The following is an 18,495-nucleotide window of genomic DNA, read 5'->3' on the forward strand; positions in this document are numbered from 1 at the left end:
ATACTTCACACATCTGCATTGTCCTAAATGTCTTGGACATTTAAAACATAAACATCCTGTATCATTACCTTCACATCTACCTACTTCTCTTTCTGGGCAGTATAAACAATTTACTCCATTGCCTGCTGGCATCTTTATCACCTCATATTACATAATATCCTACAATTATATATTAACTTACTTTTCTTCTTAAATTATAACATTAATTGTGCATATTTTTATAAATAATGGGCAAGTTATTATTGTAGATAATTTCTTTGCTTTTAAGTTAAATTATCCACATATTAAACAGGTGTAAGCGGATGTAGTGCTTACACCTAAATTTTTTGTATCACTTTTTTACCTTGTGCATAAATTACTTAATATATAGAGTTTTCATTCATTAACAACTTATTTCTTTAATTCATATCTGTTTTAACTTATAAGGGAACCTAAAAAGGCTCCCTTCCTGTTTTTTTAACAATCATTAAATTATACAAAAAATTGAAATAATATTAAAAATATTATTCCTGGTATGCCTAAAAAACCTGCTACAAGTGCTGATATTGCATTAATAGGTAGCACAAACCCTATATAACTTCCCACTATATTTGATATATATAATAATATAATTCCTAAAATACCATTAATTAATATCTTTAATGGCCATTTAAGTAATTTTATTATTAAGAACAATAATGCCAATCCAATTAATGCATATACCATCATATCTAAACTTATCATTTAACCTTCCCCTCTTTCTCCCCCTATATAGTACTTATTATTATGCTACATAATTTAAAAAAATTCATTACATATCTATCTTTTTATTCATTTGCTTCTCTTTAGCTAGCGATAAAAGATATTCAAATTTTTTCTTTGCTGCATCTTCTCTATATATGGCAGCTTCAATTAATTTAGGGTCATTTACATAATTGAACATACATTGGGCTATTTGCATTTCTTCTATTGTTTCCCTAATAGACTCTAAAAGCTCATCATCTAAAGTATCCTCATATTCATACCTTGCCAGTATAAAATTTAAAATTTTGCCCTTATTCATAACTCCCTCCTAAAATTTAAATAGAAATTAAAAATATTTATTCTATTTATTTCCATATATTTAAATTTTATTCAGAAAGTCTTCATTTTATATTTCTTTTCTTCCTTCTAATGCTTTAGATAAAGTAACTTCATCAGCATACTCTAAATCTCCTCCAACAGGAAGCCCTGAAGCAATTCTCGTTACCTTAACTTCAAGAGGTCTAAGTATTCTAGAAATATACATTGCTGTAGCTTCTCCTTCAACATTAGGATTTGTAGCAATAATAACTTCTTTTACATCAGCATTCATCCTTGCCACAAGTTCTCTTATCTTTATATCTTGAGGCCCTCTTCCCTGCATTGGAGAAAGATTACCGTGCAGTACATGATATGTTCCATTAAATTCTTTAACTTTTTCCATAGTCATAATATCTTTAGGTTGTTCCACAACACATATTACGCTCTTATCTCTACTTGGATTGCTACATATTGGACAAGGATCCGTTTCAGTAAAGTTTCCACATATAGAACAGTATTTTATTGTACCTCTAGCCCTAACTAAAGCTGTGGCAAATTCCTTCACTTCATCTTCTGGAAGATTTAATATATGTAATGTCAATCTTTGAGCTGTCTTTTTTCCTATACTAGGCAATTTTGCAAATTCTTCAATTAGCTTTTCTATAGCAACTGGATAAAAATCCATTTAATTCATCCTTCCATTCATAATTTTTAAGGCACGCAAGTCTCCTTGCATGCCCTTTAATAAATTTAAAATAATCCAGGTATGTTTAATCCACCTGTTAATTTTCCCATTTGATTTGAACTAGCTTCTTCCGCTTTCTTTAATGCTTCATTTACAGCACTAAGAACTAAATCTTCTAACATTTCAACATCATCTGAATCTACAACTTCTTCTTTTATTTTAATTGATGTTACTTCTTTTTTACCGCTAACTTTTACGACAACAGCTCCGCCACCTACTGAAGCTTCATATTCGCTGTTTTCTAAGTTTTTTTGCATTTCTTCCATTTCCTTTTGAAGCTTTTGTGCTTGCTTCATTAAGTTATTCATGTTTCCTCCGCCGAAGCCGCCTGGAAATCCTCCTCTTGCCATAAAAAATCCTCCTCTTAAATAAAAAGTCTATTCATATTATAAAGTATTTTTATAGTTTTTACTAGAATAAAGTATTTATCTTATTTTTTTACCATTATTCATCAAGTATATCTACTAATCCTTCACCAAAGGCATTCATCAAAACATCTTCTGCATTTTGCTCATTGCTGTTTTTTTCTTTAGATACAAACTGTACATTTAATTTTTCTTGAAATACTTCAGAAAATACTTCATTTACTACTACTTTATTTTCTGCCTTATTTAATCTATCTGCACTAAGCTTATAATCTTCATCAAATTCAACTGTTATAATACCATTACTGCATGAAATGGGCCTTCCCATTAATATAGATGCATAAATAATCATTGCTCTTTTAGCTTTGAACCTTTCTAATACATCCTTCCAAGCTCTTTGCACTTCATTGATAGTCAACCTAGAACTAGCATTTCCAATGGCAGATGATTCTGTATTTACAGATTTAGTAGCTTTACTTGCAGGTGTTGCTGCTTTTTTCATACTAGTAGCTTCAGCCATAACTCCTTCCTTAACAGCTACAGCTATATTTCCGTTCTTTAAATTTTCTTCTAATCTATTAAGCCTAGTTAAAATAACTTCACTTGATGTATCATACTCAATTTTGCACATTTTTATTATGGAAAGTTCTAAATAAAGCCTAGCCTGCTTACTAACCTTAGCATTACCTTCTGCTTCTTGTAATATTCGTATACATCTCATTATTTCTTCTGCTCTTAGTCTTGCTGACTGCTCCTTAATAAGCGCAATATTCTCTTCTGACATATCAAGAACTTCTTCTGCATTATTAGTTACTTTTGCCATTAAAAGATTTCTATAGTGTTCAATAAGGTCCTTAATAAATAAATAAGCATCCTTACCTGAAGTAATTATTTCTTCAATAGTTGAAATACATTTTTCAATATTTCTTTCTATAACATTATTAGTTAAAGTAAAAAGATATTCATTAGTTACAAGTCCTAACATAGAAACAACAGATGAATACTCTACAGCTCCGTTCCCCATAGATATTGCTTGATCTAATATACTTAAAGAATCTCTCATAGCTCCATCTGAAACTCTAGCAATAAGATTTAAACTCTTATCATCGGCCATAACTCCCTTTTCAGTAACTATCTTTCTAAGTCTTGCAGTTATATCATTTTTATTAATTCTCTTAAAATCAAACCTCTGACATCTTGAAAGAATGGTAATAGGTAACTTTTGAGGATCTGTTGTAGCTAAAATAAATATTACATTTGCAGGTGGCTCCTCTAAAGTTTTTAAAAATGCATTTACAGCTCCTACTGAAAGCATATGAACTTCATCCATTATATATACCTTGAAACGTGCTTCTTGCGGAGGATATTTAACATCATCAATAATATCTCTGATTTTATCTACACCATTGTTTGAAGCAGCATCTAGCTCTGTTACATCAATAGCAAGTCCGTTATTTATCTTTTTACACATTTCACATTCATTGCATGGCTCTCCATCTTGCAAATTCAAACAGTTTAATGCTTTAGCAAAAACTTTTGCTGTAGATGTTTTACCAGTACCTCTCGTTCCACAGAAAAGATAAGCATGGGCTATTCTATTATTAAGTATTTGATTTTTTAATGTAGTTGTTATATGTTCCTGACCTACTACATCATAAAATGTACTTGGTCTCCATTCTCTATATAAAGCAGTATATGCCAAATCTCTTACCTCTCTTTTTTTATAAACTTTAATTATTATTATACACTAGTTTTTGTGAAAATAAATAATTCCTTTTATCTCAAACAGTTTACTATATTATCTATAATTTTAGGCAATATTCTACTAAAAAATACTACTGAAATTTTCAAATTTTTAAAAGAATGTTATACTTAAATTTTATAATTTAACATTTTTGAGGTGAGCATATGACAACAAATTATGTATCAAAAGCTGATAAGATTTTTATTGAAAACATACAAGACATTTTAAATAATGGAACAAGTACTGTTGGACATAAAATCAGACCTATTTATAAGGATGGAACACCTGCTCATACAATCTACGTTAATCAAATAGTAGAAAAATATGATATTAGCAAAGGTGAATTTCCTATTACAACTCTTAGACCTATAGCTATAAAATCTGCTATAAAGGAAATATTATGGATATATCAAGATCAAAGCAATGATTTATCTGTTTTGGAAGAAAAACATAATATCATGTGGTGGCGAGACTGGGAAGTGGATAACACAAATACCATTGGCCAAAGATATGGTGCTACAGTAAAAAAATATGACTTAATGAATAAGTTATTAGATGGGCTTACTAATGAACCATACACAAGGAGACACATCATTGATCTTTATCAATATGCTGACTTCGAAGAAACTGCCGGGCTTCATCCATGTGCATTTCTAACTGTTTGGTCTGCCAGAGGCGAATATCTTGATATGACATTACACCAAAGGTCGTCAGATTATCTTGTAGCTGGACATGTAAATAAAATGCAGTATGTAGCCTTACTGATGATGGTAGCTAGACATGTAGGCTTAAAGCCAGGTGTATTTATGCATGTTGTAGATAACTTACATATTTATGACAGACATATTGATCAAGCTAAAGAGCTTCTTTCTAGAACACCTAGTGAAAAACAGCCAAAATTAATACTTAAAGAAGGCAAGACTAATTTCTATGATTTCACTCTTGATGATTTTGAACTTATAGATTACGAACCAGTTAAGCCTCAATTAAAATTTGATTTAGGAATATAGTAAAATAAAGAAGAGGTGTAAAAATGATTTCCATTATAGTAGCCAAGGCTCAAAATAATATAATTGGCGGAAATAACAAACTTTTATGGCATATTTCTGACGATTTAAAAAGATTTAAAGAAATAACAAGCGGCAATACCATAATTATGGGTAGAAAAACTTTTGAATCACTTCCTGGAGTGCTTCCTAATAGAAAGCATATAATTTTGACTAGAGATAAAAATTTTTCTGTGGATAATGAAAATGTAGAAGTTATCCACAACGCTGACCAAATTATCAACAATTATAAAAATTCCCCTGTGGAAGCTTTTATAATTGGCGGTGGAGAAATTTATAAAGAATTTTTACCACATGCAGATAAGATATATTTAACGGAAGTACTAAAAGATTTCTCAGGTGATACAAGTTTTCCACAGATTGATTTAGAAAATTGGGCTGTGGATTATTCTTCACATATCTTAACTAACGCTAAAGATGGATTACAGTATAAATTTATTAATTATATAAAAAAAGCTTAAACTTAAAAAAAGATAGAAAAGTAGGGAAGACTTCATAAGTTCAGATGAAGCTTCCCTATTTTTCTGTCCTATTGTTTTTTGTCCTATATTGTTAATCCTATTGAAGAGTAACCAAAATTAATTGACTATTTAATAAACAACATATGATGCTGCTAGTCACACAAAATTTATAAGTTTTTAAACTTATAACTAAAAAGTTCTAAACATTAAAAAATCCTTTCTTTCCAAAAAGAAAGGTATATGTAGAACCGTGCACCTCACTTTGACAGAAATCTATATGCGTTACCTTTGTAGTTGACTCAGGCAAGATTTATCCATGTCACACGCAGGGGCTGCTTATCGCTGCTTCCTTCCGGACCTGACGAGGTTCACAGTCTTACGTCGCATGGGACCCAACCCTCAACATCACTTGCAAAGGGGCAGACCATATAGATTAAAGCCTAGGTGAGGAATTCAATCCTGCTATAGCGGATTGCAGGTTACAGGGCACCGCTGACTCCCCATCTAGCACGGCATTGGCGGAGAAAGTGGGATTTGAACCCACGATAGAGTTTCCCCTATACACGCGTTCCAGGCGTGCTCCTTCGGCCACTCGGACATCTCTCCATAATATTTATACTGATAAAATATAAAGTATAAAAAGCTCTATAAAATTATATTTACTTTTTATACTTTTACATTCTAACATAATTCTTTTAGTTGTTCAATAGAAAGATTTTCTTGATTTTTTTCCCGAAATTTATTGATGATTTAAAATAAAGCTAACAATTCCTTCAATACTCTCTTTATCATCCATAACATTATAAAATCCTATGACTTTAAATATCATTTTATTTTCATTATTTAGAGCCTTAGTAGATATTAATTCTAAAAGTTCATTCTTTATATTGTCTATTTCATCAATATCTTTCTTCTTTTCATAAATTTCAAATAAATTTTCTAGTGAATCAAGGAGTATTGTATACTGCTTATTTCTTTTTGCACTATAAATAGCATGATTATAATACTCTGCAGCCTTCTCATCTTCATTAATAAATTTAAAACCTTTAGCTAAACCAGAAAAAATATCTGCTCCCTTCTCTTCCTTATATAATCCTCTCTTAGAACTTATGAGCATTAGAGATTCATCAATATACTTTCTAATATTCCTATTATCTCTAAGCAAAATGTATATTGCTATTATTTTTATATTTATGTAAAGAATCTTATTTTTATCTAAGTTTTCAATTTTTACTTTAAGACTCCTATAAACCTCTAAAGCATCCCTATAGTACTTATTTTCTCTGTAACATTGTCCCTTCAATATATTTAAATCAAATAAATATTCTTCAGTAAATTCTTCAGTAAATTCTTCAATGCTTTCAATTTCATCTAAGGAATAATCATATTCCTTAAGTAACATAAGTATTTCTGCCTTATTTAATAAAAGCTCTAACTTTATGTCCATAGAAATAAAAGTTTCATTTTTTAGTGGTAGCTTACAAAATTCTAAAGCTTCCTTGAATTTATCATTAACTTTGCAACAATTAATTAACTTTAAAATTAAAATAGCTGCCCTATCATCAATCTTATCTTTTTTAATGCTTTCAAAAGCCTTTATATAATATGTATAACTTTTATAATAGTCCTTTATATCATTATAAAGATCACCAATCTTTTCATATATACTTATTTTTTTATCAGTAAGGTCGTAAATAATTAAGAACTCTTCAATTTCATCTACTATCTGCAAGTTATCCACAGACAAGTTTTCTAAATACTTATCCACAACTCTTTCAGCCTGATACTCTTCACTTTCTAAAAGGTATTTGGCACTTACATGATAATCTATATTTTGCTCACTACAAGCCATATTAATATTATCAGCTATTACTTTAGCTACCTTTTCAGTTAAAGCTGCCTTGTCATTTTCAATAATGCTTATTAAATTACGGGTAACTTCTCCCTTAGTAATTTCATGCTGTTTAAGCCCAAGTTCTTTTCTTATTCTCTTTATTTTCTTTCCTGAAGATAAAATTTCACCATAATCCATCTTTCTGCATCCTTTCCCACACTTAAAAATTGCTTTTTCAGCGCAAAATTAAGTATATCATACCCTTTTAAAAAGTAAATTATTTTATTTACCTTTTTATTTTTTAATTTTTTACTATTAATTTTATTAATGATTTTTGTTATTATATTCCATATTTTAGTCAAAAAACGACTTTTTATTAATTTTTCTGTTAAAAAGTAAAATATTCTTTTTACTTTTTGTTTTTTTATTATTAAAACTATAAAAAAATAGAGGAATAAATAGATTTTAAAGATAAAATCTACTTATTCCTCCAGAGGTTAAAAAAAAGTTAAATATTATATATTATTACTTTTGGCTTTCTTAATAGATATAAATATTATAATTGCCCCTAAAATTATTCCCACTATACTTATAACTTGGGCTATTCTAAGGCCCATAAACATTAAACTATCCGTTCTAAGCCCTTCAATAAAGAATCTAGCAGAAGAATAGAGGATCAAATAAGCTCCTAAAACAATTCCATGCTGCTTTTTCTTTTTAAATAGGATGTAAATTAATATTAAACATATTAATACATCAAAAACAGATTCATATAAGAAAGTCGGATGATAATATGATCCATTTATCAACATTCCTTTTTGTATAAATTCAGGGAATCTACTTATAAAATCTGATGAAACAGCACCACCATGGGCTTCATGATTCATGAAATTACCCCATCTTCCTATTCCTTGTGCTAATGCAACTGCCGGTATAACAACATCTATGTATTCCCAAAAATTAACCTTTTTAATCCTTAATACTATATACGCTGTAATTATTCCTGCTATAAGACCACCATGTATAGCTAGTCCACCAGTCCTAATATTAATCATATCTGCAAATGAATCAAAGTTTTTAAACTCAAATGCTACATAATATGCCCTTGCACCTACTATTGCTATCGGAAAAGCCCATATGAATGCATCAACTATATCATCAAATGACACTCCCTTTTTCTTTGCTAGTACACTTGATAATAAAAATGCAGCTAATACTCCTCCTGCAATAATTATCCCATACCATCTGATCTGTAATCCAAAAATTTCAAAAGCTACTGGATTCATTTCCTCACCACCTATTTTATTTTTCTTTTACTATTAAAGAATTCTGTTAATATTTTACTACATTCTTCATCATAGTTCCAATTAACATTCACTTCTGTATTAAACATTTTATAATCTAAAAGGTTTAATATACTACCACAAGCACCCATATCCCTATTAAAACTTCCTATATATAACTTTGATATCCTTGCATGAGCAATTGCTGATGTACACATGGCACAAGGCTCTAAAGTTACATACATCTCACATCCATTAAGCCTCCAATCACCTATAACCTTACTGGCCATATCAATAGCTATCATTTCTGCATGAGCCATAGCATTTTTATTAGTTTCCTTTAAATTATGAGCTACAGCTATTATTTCATTATCTTTTACAATCACTGCACCCACAGGCACTTCTCCCTTATTTAGTGCCTTTCTAGCCTCATCTAAGGCTATCTTCATATAATCCAAAAAAACACCTCCTTTATAAATTAAAAATGTAAAATCTAAGAATTAAAAATATATTTTTAAAAAAATTTCTGAAAGTCTTTCAAACATAATTTTAAATTTTTCATTCTACATTTTTAATAAACATTGAGGCCGTTGCAAAAATGCAACAGCCCCAATGTTTATCAAGTAAAAATCCTTACTTTTTTAACTCTATTTTTGTCTATTTCTTCTACTTTAAACTTAATATTATTTAAAACTATTTCTTCATCTTGCTCAGGGAACCTTCCTAATTCCCCAATAATTAAACCGCCTACAGAATCAAATTCCTCTGATTCCATGTTTACTCCTATAAGTTCACTGACAACATCAAGCTTAGCACTTCCATCAACAATATATTCATCTTCTTTGATAACTTCAATTTCCTTATTTTCATCATCATATTCATCTTCTATATCGCCAAATACTTCTTCAATTAAATCTTCTATAGTGACAATACCAACAGTTCCACCATATTCATCTAAGACTACAGCTATATGATTTCTCGTTTTCTTCATTTCTTTAAATAATTCAGCAATCTTTTTAAATTCAAAAGTATAATTTGGTTCTCGCATGTAATCAGAAACCTTAAACTTTTCTTTATTCTGCTCTGCCATAATTAAGTCTTTTACATTTAATATTCCCACTATATCATCAATAGTTTGATTATATACCGGTATTCTAGAAAATTGCTCTTTTTTAATCACATCTAACACTTCATCATAGCTTGCTTCTAAATCTACTGCTATTATGTCTACTCTTTGAACCATAACATCTTTTACCTGAGCGTCTGCAAAGTCAAAAACATTGAAAATCATTTCTTTTTCAACATCTTCTAGAACTCCTTCTTCTTCACTTACACCAACCATGGTTTTAATTTCCTCTTCAGTTATAAATGGCTCATTAGCTTTAGGATCTCCACCTAATAATCTAATAAATATTGAAGAAACTCCTGTAAATAATATAATGAAAGGCTTTAATAGCTTAACAATTATATTAATAAATTTACTTACAGCAAGTGATACACTTTCAGACTTTTGCTTTGCTATTGATTTTGGTGTTATCTCTCCAAAAATTAATACTATTACTGTTAGTCCTAATGTAACTATTCCAACTCCACCTTCGCCCCATTTAGCTACTGCAATTGATGTTGCCAAAGATGATGCTCCTATATTTACTATATTATTTCCTATTAATATTGCTCCTAATAATTTGTTGGGGTCTTCTATTAGCCTTTCAACTAACTTAGCTCCCTTAACTCCTTCTTCCACCATATGTCTTACTCTTATCTTGCTTAAAGACATCAAAGCTGTCTCTGACATTGAGAAAAATGCTGATAGAAAAAGTAGAATTATAAGTATCGTTATCTGAACACCGGTGTCCAAAATCAAATCACACTCCTATGTTTTAATCAATTTTTATTTAATTATATCATAACTTAAATTTTCATTGTATATTTTACCATAATAAATAAACATAAAATTTACAATATTGCTGTTTAAGAAAACTTTAACAATTATTTATATTGTTAAAAATTTTTAACTTTTATATTTATAGCAATACAATTATAATATTTAATTAAAGGGAACTTTATTCCTTTTTATTTTAATTTTTTACAATTTGAGGTGAATTATGATTATTCTTAATTTTATTAGAGGCTTCTGTATGTCCTTAGCAGATAGTGTTCCTGGAGTATCAGGTGGTACTATAGCTTTCATATTAGGTTTTTATGATGATTTCATAAACTCTCTAAATACTTTAGTTTCTAAAGATCCATGGGAAGAAAAGAAAAAAGCTTTAATATTTTTAATTAAACTTGGCTTTGGATGGATAATAGGACTAGGACTTTCTGTAGTATTCTTATCATCTATTTTTAATGATCACATTTATGCCATAAGTTCATTATTTACAGGACTTATCATTGTAGCAATACCAATGATAATTAAACAAGAGAAAGATTCAATAGTTGGACAGTATAAAAATATAATCTTTACTATTATTGGTGTGGCAATTGTTGCACTTATAACTTATTTTAACCCTGCCGCTGGCTCTGAAGGTGGATTAAACCTTTCAATAAGCGGATTATCTATAGGACTTGGGATTTTTGTTTTTGTGGCTGGAATGATAGCAATATCAGCTATGGTTCTTCCTGGTATATCAGGTTCTACATTACTATTAATCTTTGGTCTTTATACAGGAATAATAAATGCAATAAAAGAATTTCTTACTTTTAATTTTGAATACGTACCTGTACTAGTTATATTTGGACTTGGAGTTATAACAGGTATAGTTTCAACAATTAAAATAATAAAAATTGAGTTAAAGAGACATAGATCACAAATGATTTATTTAATTTTAGGACTTATGATAGGTTCTCTATACGCAGTATTTATGGGACCTACAACTTTAGAAGTAGCTAAACCAGCTATGACCTTAAGCACATTTAGCTTTATATATTTCATTATTGGTGGAGCTATTCTTTTAGGACTTGAAAAAGGAAAAGACTTACTAGAAAAGAGAGCTAAATAGTTAAAAATTAATAATTAATGATAAAATTCAGCTTTAGGGCTGAATTTTTTCCATTAAAAAAGGCCTGTCGCACTAAAATTTTTATACACAATATATTGTTTTGAAAAATAAAAATCAACACAATATATTGTAGTATTTATTCTTAATGCGACAGCCCCATCTAATAATTATCAATTATCAAATTTCAATAAAAAAAGTGGTACTCCCAACAGGAATCGAACCTGTATCTATCCCTTAGGAGGGGATTGTTCTATCCATTTAACTATAGGAGCATATCCACTACAATAACTATTTTATTATAACTTTTTTGTTATGTCAATTTCTTCTATTATTCAAATCTAGGATTTTTTGATGATTTTACAGTAACTCTATTATTGTTAATTAAAAATGTTATTATGAGATTATCATATGGTGTAGGTACTCTTCCTGCCTTTATTCCCACTACTATTTCATATTGCTGCCTACATGGTCCATAGCTAGATATAACCCTTGCATTTAAAATTCTTCCTTGCCTTAAGCAAAAAGGAGTATTTTTACCAAAAGTTAAAAACACCTGATTTTCTATATAAGGAAAAAGCATATCCATTAAAGCTCCTTCAATGATTGAACATCTATTTTGTAGATTAATTTGTGGATTAACTGGAATTGCATACTTCATTCTAGGTGCAAATGGTGTTGGATAACTAACTAAGTTTTCTTCCATATCTATAGGTTGGAATTTTTCCATACTGATATTTTCTTGGCTACTAGCCTTTTTTTCAACAGTATTACTCATGATATCCTTATTCTTGTCATTATAATACCTACATTCATAAGCTTCTTTTACCTTATAATCTTTTACATATCCCCAATGTTCTACAGCATTATAAGTCTTATTACTAGATTTAAATTTAACAATTACCTTGCTTCCATATAATTCCTTATGAATTAAAAAAAACTCCCTATCACCATATATTATTGCTTTAATCACCATTGGTAATTCATTTCTAAAAATTTTATTTCTTATGGCTATTTTTTCTTCATCACCACAAGTATCTAAAAGCACTTCCAATCTTAAATAATATAAGTTATTCTCATCACAACTCCAGCATCCTAAGACTTCATCTCTTAATCCACTTACCTTGCTATAATCATAATATTTTCCTATACTTAAAAACAATTCTCCTGTTTCATCACTATGAGTTAAAGTATATCTTCTAGGTATTATTGCTCCATCATTATCTATATCATCAGCAAAGACAATGTTCAATTTTTCTTTATTAAAATCACTCAAATTCATAACCTCTATTAAATTATCTTCATTGATAATATATGAAAAACTCCTAACTTTGCTTATGCTCTTTCTACGCACATCTTTTGAATACATAATAAATTTATAGTATACTGAAAAATGTACTAATATAATAGGAGTGAATTATTATGATAAGAACGATTATTTGGTTTATATGGTTTTTCTTAAGTTTAATTATAAGTATTCCCTTCCTTCTAAGAGTTAAATATTTAGCTAAAAAAGGACGAATGGAAGAAAGCAATAATCTAACTAATAAATGTACTCGTATATGGGCAAATTCATTACTTAAAGTTGCAGGAGTAAATGTAAATGTACATGGATTAGAAAATCTTCCAAAAGACAAAACTGTACTATTTGTAGGAAATCATCAAGGAAACTTTGATATACCAATATATTTAACTTCAATTCCTAATTTAATAGGCTTTATATCAAAAATTGAAGTAGAAAAAATCCCTCTAGTTACAGGCTGGATGAATGCTATGCATTGTGTATTTATGGATAGATTAAGCATAAGAAAATCTGGGGAAGCTATTATTAAAGGTATAAAAAACTTAAAAGCGGGATTTTCAATGGTTATCTTCCCAGAAGGAACTAGAAGTAAAGGTACTAAGATGGCAGAATTTAAAGCAGGAAGCTTTAAACTTGCCACAAAATCAAAGTGTCCTATAATACCTATCACTATTAATGGTTCATACAAGATCATGGAACATGGTAATGGATCATGGATAAAAAAAGGCACTGTAGATTTCTATATACATAAAATGGTTGAAACTAATGGCTTATCTAAGGAAGAATTAGAAGAGCTACCAGCAAAAATTCAAGAAATTGTAGCTAGTAAGCTACCTGAACAATAAAAAAATCTGTATAAGGAAAATTATAAATTCCCTTATACAGATTTTTTAGTTTATAACATTTTTAATCCACTTACATGACTTCAATCTAGAAATACTAAATGATACTTTAACAAGTTCCTCAGAACAGATTAGGAAAAATACAACTTCCACTGGCATCTTTAATACTATAGCTGCAAAAAAGGCTATTGGTACTGCATAAAACCAAACTGTACCAAGTTGTACTAGCATTGTATATAAAGTATCTCCGCCACCTCTAAATACACCTATTATCAATACTGTATTAAAGAATCTTAAAGCTGAAAAAATTGCCATTATTCTTAATACTCTAATAGTATCTGCACATGCTTCTGCACTTACATCAAAAGGTTTCACTATTAATGGTGCTGCTATCCATATTATTATTCCTAAAATAAACCCTGCAATCGGTGCAAGAATACTAATCCTTTTAGAATAATCTATAGCTACTTCCTCTTCTTCTGCTCCAATTTTATTTCCTATAATTATGGCTGCTGCTGCACCTAAGCCTGTACAAATAACCATAAACATATTATTTAACGTATTTGCTATTTGCATTGTAGCTACAGCTCTTGTGCCAATAAATGAATATGATACTGTATAAGCTGTCATACCTAGCGACCATACAAGCTCATTTAAAATTACAGAAGTTGAAACCTTAAAATAACCTTTTATATCTTTAAAACTAAAATCAAATAATTCTCTTACCTTTGCTGCTACTATATTCTTACCTATATAAACATTACCAAGAATATATATAAATTCTATTATTCTGGCAATGGTCGTTGCTAAAGCTGCTCCTGCCACCCCCATTTTTGGTGCTCCAAGATTACCAAATATAAATACCCAGTTTAATACTGCATTACATAAAACACCTATTAAACTAGCATACATAGGTATAGATGGCTGTCCTGTACTTCTTAGTGCTGAAGAAAGACATTGACTTAAGTTAACAAATATTGTACTTATAGCTACAATCCTTAAATATTGTGAACCTAACTGTATTACTTCAATATCATTTGATAATATTCCCATTATTTTATGAGGAAAAACAAAGGCTGCCAAACCAAATATCATTGTTGCAATAAATCCAATAGTAATATCAATTCCTAACATCTTCTTTATGTCTTTAACATTTTTCTTACCCCAAAACTGAGCCATAAATATATTGGCTCCTGCATTTATACCCATTATACATAAAGTAAATATAAAGAAATATTGATTTGCTAATCCTACTGCTGCTATAGGAGTTTCTCCTAATTTACCAATCATGAGGTTGTCCACTAGATTTAATGACGTTGTTATTAAATTTTGTAATGCAATAGGAATTGCCAATGTAAGCATTGCTTTTAAAAATACCTTATCTTCTAAAATTTTTCCCATTTTTTCTCACCTTTCACAATTTTCTTTTAAAAAAATAGAGCAAATGGGTAGTATTTAAGCCGCCCATCTGCTCTATTGATAAAATAACACAATATACAATAATTTCATACTGTCTCATAATTACTATTTTCAATTTGATATTTTGAACTATTTTCTCCTACTTGTCAACTATATAAACACTTATTTTTTTTATTTTTATGCAAATAAACTCATTTTTATTTACTAAGTTTTAGTATTTTTTAATTTTTACAATAAATACTTAGTGCATAAATTATTGTTTTACTATATACTAAGATAAGTTATAAAAATAGTTGTGCTGAATAATTATTTTAATTAGTAGATTAAAATTTATAAATAAAAATATATTGAAAAGAAAGAGGATACTATATGACAAAATTAACATTTAATGACTTAGGATTGAAAGAGGGATTATTAAAAGCTATAACAGATTTAGGCTTTACTACTCCATCAGATATCCAAGCCGAAGCTATTCCAGTAGCTTTAAACGGGCAAGATATCATTGGCCAAGCTCAGACAGGTACTGGAAAAACAGCTGCTTTTGGACTTCCAATGCTAAACAACATAGCTAATAGAAAGGCAATAAGTTCAATTATCTTAGCACCAACAAGAGAATTAGCTATACAAGTTCACGATGAATTAGTTAAGCTTGCAAAATATGAAAAATTAAACGTAGTTGCTGTCTACGGTGGTGCACCAATACACAACCAAATAAGAGACATAAAGAAAGCTAACATAGTTGTAGGAACTCCAGGAAGAGTTTTAGACCATATAAGAAGAGGTACTTTACCTTTAGATTCAGTTGAATTCTTAGTATTAGATGAAGCTGATGAAATGTTAAACATGGGATTCATTGATGATATGGAAGAAATAATGAAGAGTATTCCTGAAGAAAGACAAACTCTTTTATTCTCAGCAACAATGCCTTCTCAAATCAAAAAATTAACTAAGAAATATTTAAAAGAAGATTCTGTACATATTGCTATTGCTAGAAAAGAATTGACTGGCTCAACAATTACTCAAAACTTTTTTGAAGTTAATAATAATGAAAGGTTTGAAACTTTATGCAGATTAATAGATTTCGATAATCCATCTGCTGGTATCATCTTCTGTAAAACAAAAAAAGGTGTTGATGATTTAGTTTCATCTATGCAAAGCAGAGGATATATGGTTGAAGGAATGCACGGAGATATGTCTCAAATTCAAAGAATGAAGACTTTAGCTAAATTTAAGAACGGATCATTAAAATTCTTAGTTGCAACAGATGTTGCTGCTAGAGGAATCGACGTTGATGGCGTAACTCATGTATTTAACTATGAATTACCACAAGACATTGAATCTTATGTTCATAGAATTGGTAGAACTGGTAGAGCAGGAAGAACTGGTACTGCTTACAGCATAATTTCACCAAGAGAATTTGGTTTCTTAAATCAAATTAAAAAAGTAACTAATAGTAATATAGTAAAAAAATCTGTACCTACAGTTGAAGAAATTTACAATAACAAATTTGCTATACTTTTAGAAGAAGTAAGTACAATAATTGAAGACAATACTGATACTTCAAGATTTACAAAGATTGCAGAAGAGCTTACAGAAAAGTTTAATGCAACAGATGTAATTGCATCATTAATACAAAACCAATTTAAAAATAAATTATCATTTGATTACAAAAACAACGAAATAGCTTCTCCTAAGAAAGAAGATGTTAGATTATTCTTCTCAGCTGGTAAGAGAGATGGATTAACAATAAAATTATTATTAAACTATATCAAAGATAATGCTAAGGTTGGCGGACGTCAAATAAGAGATATAGATATATTAGAAAACTTCACATTTGTAAATGTTGATTACAGCATTCATAAACAAATACTTGAAAAATGCTCTGGAAAGAAAATTAACAAGAGAAAAGTAAATGTAGAAGTTGCTAACAAAAGCAGAAAAAGAAAATAATTTTTATAAAAAAAGATAAAGAAATTTTTACTTCTTTATCTTTTTTTCTACACCTTCTAATAAATATTCTAAATGAGAAACATCTACATTTTCTCTCTTAAGCATTTTTATTCTTTCCTTAGCTTTAGATACAGTTTCTTTAGCCTCTTGAAAATCTTTGCCTTTTGCTGCATTACTAGCATAAGCTATAAGATAATCAATCTTTAATACTAATTCTGCCAAATCTTCCCTTTCATCATTTACTAAATCACATAAAAGACCATATATTTTAGGTGTTGTATTTCTCTTTGAATCTCTTAATAAGTCATTATTTGTGCTATTATATTTTGCCATATAGTTACCTCCATAACTGTTATCCTAATAAAATATCTATTATTTCACTAAAAATAGCCAGCTATTATCTAATATTATTATTTCTAAATATATTAAATTAATTATGGCACATGATTTTTATTCTGTAAATGGAGAAAAAATACTGCTAAAACTATCCATAGACATCGGTGATATTCTCACCCTCTTTAAGGTATATAAACCATCATTTATACTAGCAAAACCATATTCAGTGGTTACCGCTGCCTTAATACCAAGTTGTGCATCTAAACTCACAGTGGTATCATCATACTTACCTGCTGGATAGCATAAAAACTTACTATCTACTCCAATATTCTCCTTAAGAAATTCTTTTCCATCTTCTATAGTCATCTTTTGATCCGCAAGTGATGCTCCACCTAATTCAAAATGATATGCTGTATGATTTTCAATTTCCATTCCATGTTCCTTCATTTCTTTTAACATATCTGTACTCATATAGTAACCATCTTTGTCTGTATTATTGGTTATTATAAAAAATGTTGCCTTCATACCGTACTCTTTTAATATAGGATATGCCTCTGTATAATTATCAGCATAACCATCATCAAAAGTTATAGCTACAGGCTTTACTGGTACCTTACCTGTTTCAAAAGCTTCGTATACCTCTTCTAAAGACATTGTAGTAAATCCATTATCATTAAGCCAAGCCATTTGTTCATTAAAGAGTTCAGGTGCTACCATCAAACTATTATCAGGATAATCAGCGCATATAGAATGATACATTAAAATTGGAATTCTCACTTCTTCTGGTGCAATGTTTATATACTTTACCTCCGTTGTATCTGCTTTCTCATTTACTCCTTCCTCTACTGTTTCCAAATTGCCTTCTTCATTACTTACAGAACTAGGAGCTTCACTTACTTCCTCACCTGTGCTCTCTTGCTTTTCTGCTTTAATAGAATTATATTTATTCTTGCTATTTATTTCTTTTATAATCACTACACTTCCTATAATTAATATTATAGCAACTAAAATTAAAAGATTTTTCTTTTTATTTTTTATCATAAATTCCTCCTCATACTAATTACGTTAGTGTAAAGTTTTTTACACTATTTTTATTTTAAAATCTT

The 18,495-nt window shown here is 29.4% G+C and carries 18 protein-coding genes, 2 tRNA genes and 1 other RNA gene; 5 read left to right on the plus strand and 16 right to left on the minus strand.

The window, feature by feature from the left end:
• Positions 1-471: 471 nt before the first annotated feature.
• From Q5O29_RS05390 to dnaX, 5 genes are all read right to left on the minus strand, one after another.
• On the minus strand, positions 472-720 hold the full coding sequence (locus tag Q5O29_RS05390) for a pro-sigmaK processing inhibitor BofA family protein (RefSeq protein WP_186835523.1): 249 nt from the start codon (positions 718-720) through the stop codon (positions 472-474).
• Between the two features lie 70 nt (positions 721-790).
• Entirely contained in the window at positions 791-1,042 is a 252-nt protein-coding gene (locus Q5O29_RS05395) for a DUF2508 family protein (RefSeq protein ID WP_022211964.1), read from the minus strand.
• An 87-nt stretch (positions 1,043-1,129) separates the two neighbouring features.
• Positions 1,130-1,726, minus strand: coding sequence for a recombination mediator RecR (gene recR / locus Q5O29_RS05400; RefSeq protein WP_022166920.1), 597 nt, complete (start codon positions 1,724-1,726; stop codon positions 1,130-1,132).
• Between the two features lie 65 nt (positions 1,727-1,791).
• Entirely contained in the window at positions 1,792-2,136 is a 345-nt protein-coding gene (locus Q5O29_RS05405) for a YbaB/EbfC family nucleoid-associated protein (RefSeq protein ID WP_022211965.1), read from the minus strand.
• A gap of 94 nt (positions 2,137-2,230) precedes the next feature.
• Positions 2,231-3,853 (minus strand): DNA polymerase III subunit gamma/tau, encoded by a 1,623-nt coding sequence (gene dnaX, locus Q5O29_RS05410; RefSeq protein ID WP_022211966.1) that lies wholly within the window; start codon positions 3,851-3,853, stop codon positions 2,231-2,233.
• A 206-nt stretch (positions 3,854-4,059) separates the two neighbouring features.
• Here dnaX and Q5O29_RS05415 point away from each other — a divergent pair, with 206 nt between their 5' ends.
• Positions 4,060-4,905 carry a thymidylate synthase gene (locus Q5O29_RS05415; protein ID WP_022211967.1) on the plus strand — a complete coding sequence of 282 codons (846 nt, stop codon included), beginning with the start codon at positions 4,060-4,062 and terminating at the stop codon, positions 4,903-4,905.
• A 23-nt stretch (positions 4,906-4,928) separates the two neighbouring features.
• Positions 4,929-5,423: a dihydrofolate reductase gene (locus tag Q5O29_RS05420; protein WP_022211968.1), complete on the plus strand. Its 495-nt coding sequence runs from the start codon at positions 4,929-4,931 to the stop codon at positions 5,421-5,423.
• A gap of 248 nt (positions 5,424-5,671) precedes the next feature.
• On the opposite strand, the gene ffs is transcribed toward Q5O29_RS05420, so the two are convergent.
• From ffs to Q5O29_RS05450, 6 genes are all read right to left on the minus strand, one after another.
• Positions 5,672-5,936: signal recognition particle sRNA large type (ffs, locus tag Q5O29_RS05425), an RNA gene on the minus strand.
• Positions 5,937-5,939: 3 nt separating this feature from the next.
• Positions 5,940-6,029: transfer RNA gene (locus Q5O29_RS05430), tRNA-Ser, on the minus strand.
• Positions 6,030-6,162: 133 nt separating this feature from the next.
• The gene (locus Q5O29_RS05435) at positions 6,163-7,455 is read right to left on the minus strand and encodes a helix-turn-helix domain-containing protein (protein ID WP_022211969.1); all 1,293 of its coding nucleotides are present in this window, start codon (positions 7,453-7,455) and stop codon (positions 6,163-6,165) included.
• A gap of 317 nt (positions 7,456-7,772) precedes the next feature.
• Positions 7,773-8,543 carry a prolipoprotein diacylglyceryl transferase gene (gene lgt / locus Q5O29_RS05440; RefSeq protein WP_022211970.1) on the minus strand — a complete coding sequence of 257 codons (771 nt, stop codon included), beginning with the start codon at positions 8,541-8,543 and terminating at the stop codon, positions 7,773-7,775.
• An 11-nt stretch (positions 8,544-8,554) separates the two neighbouring features.
• On the minus strand, positions 8,555-8,998 hold the full coding sequence (locus Q5O29_RS05445; protein WP_022211971.1) for a nucleoside deaminase: 444 nt from the start codon (positions 8,996-8,998) through the stop codon (positions 8,555-8,557).
• Between the two features lie 161 nt (positions 8,999-9,159).
• On the minus strand, positions 9,160-10,401 hold the full coding sequence (locus Q5O29_RS05450) for an HlyC/CorC family transporter (protein ID WP_370545596.1): 1,242 nt from the start codon (positions 10,399-10,401) through the stop codon (positions 9,160-9,162).
• 244 nt (positions 10,402-10,645) lie between these two features.
• On the opposite strand from Q5O29_RS05450, the gene Q5O29_RS05455 reads away from it, so the two are divergent.
• Entirely contained in the window at positions 10,646-11,542 is an 897-nt protein-coding gene (locus Q5O29_RS05455; protein ID WP_302631139.1) for a DUF368 domain-containing protein, read from the plus strand.
• Positions 11,543-11,739: 197 nt separating this feature from the next.
• Here the strand turns inward: Q5O29_RS05455 and Q5O29_RS05460 are convergent.
• Both Q5O29_RS05460 and Q5O29_RS05465 read right to left on the minus strand, forming a co-directional pair.
• Positions 11,740-11,814: transfer RNA gene (locus Q5O29_RS05460), tRNA-Arg, on the minus strand.
• Positions 11,815-11,870: 56 nt separating this feature from the next.
• Positions 11,871-12,815: a staygreen family protein gene (locus Q5O29_RS05465; RefSeq protein WP_022211974.1), complete on the minus strand. Its 945-nt coding sequence runs from the start codon at positions 12,813-12,815 to the stop codon at positions 11,871-11,873.
• 146 nt (positions 12,816-12,961) lie between these two features.
• Between Q5O29_RS05465 and Q5O29_RS05470 the strand changes: the two genes are divergently transcribed.
• The gene (locus Q5O29_RS05470; RefSeq protein WP_022211975.1) at positions 12,962-13,687 is read left to right on the plus strand and encodes a 1-acyl-sn-glycerol-3-phosphate acyltransferase; all 726 of its coding nucleotides are present in this window, start codon (positions 12,962-12,964) and stop codon (positions 13,685-13,687) included.
• A gap of 45 nt (positions 13,688-13,732) precedes the next feature.
• Here the strand turns inward: Q5O29_RS05470 and Q5O29_RS05475 are convergent, their stop codons facing one another.
• Positions 13,733-15,085 (minus strand): MATE family efflux transporter, encoded by a 1,353-nt coding sequence (locus Q5O29_RS05475; protein WP_022211976.1) that lies wholly within the window; start codon positions 15,083-15,085, stop codon positions 13,733-13,735.
• Positions 15,086-15,472: 387 nt separating this feature from the next.
• Between Q5O29_RS05475 and Q5O29_RS05480 the strand changes: the two genes are divergently transcribed.
• Positions 15,473-17,053 carry a DEAD/DEAH box helicase gene (locus Q5O29_RS05480; protein ID WP_022211977.1) on the plus strand — a complete coding sequence of 527 codons (1,581 nt, stop codon included), beginning with the start codon at positions 15,473-15,475 and terminating at the stop codon, positions 17,051-17,053.
• A gap of 27 nt (positions 17,054-17,080) precedes the next feature.
• Here Q5O29_RS05480 and Q5O29_RS05485 read toward each other — a convergent pair whose 3' ends face one another.
• Complete coding sequence (locus tag Q5O29_RS05485) at positions 17,081-17,386, minus strand: hypothetical protein (protein WP_022211978.1); 306 nt, start codon at positions 17,384-17,386, stop codon at positions 17,081-17,083.
• Between the two features lie 117 nt (positions 17,387-17,503).
• Positions 17,504-18,430, minus strand: a complete 927-nt coding sequence (locus Q5O29_RS05490) for a polysaccharide deacetylase family protein (RefSeq protein WP_022211979.1) — start codon at positions 18,428-18,430, stop codon at positions 17,504-17,506.
• Positions 18,431-18,495: the final 65 nt, after the last annotated feature.

This window comes from Clostridium sp. CAG:265 (assembly GCF_000436575.1).
GTDB lineage: Bacteria > Bacillota > Clostridia > Clostridiales > Clostridiaceae > Clostridium > Clostridium lentum.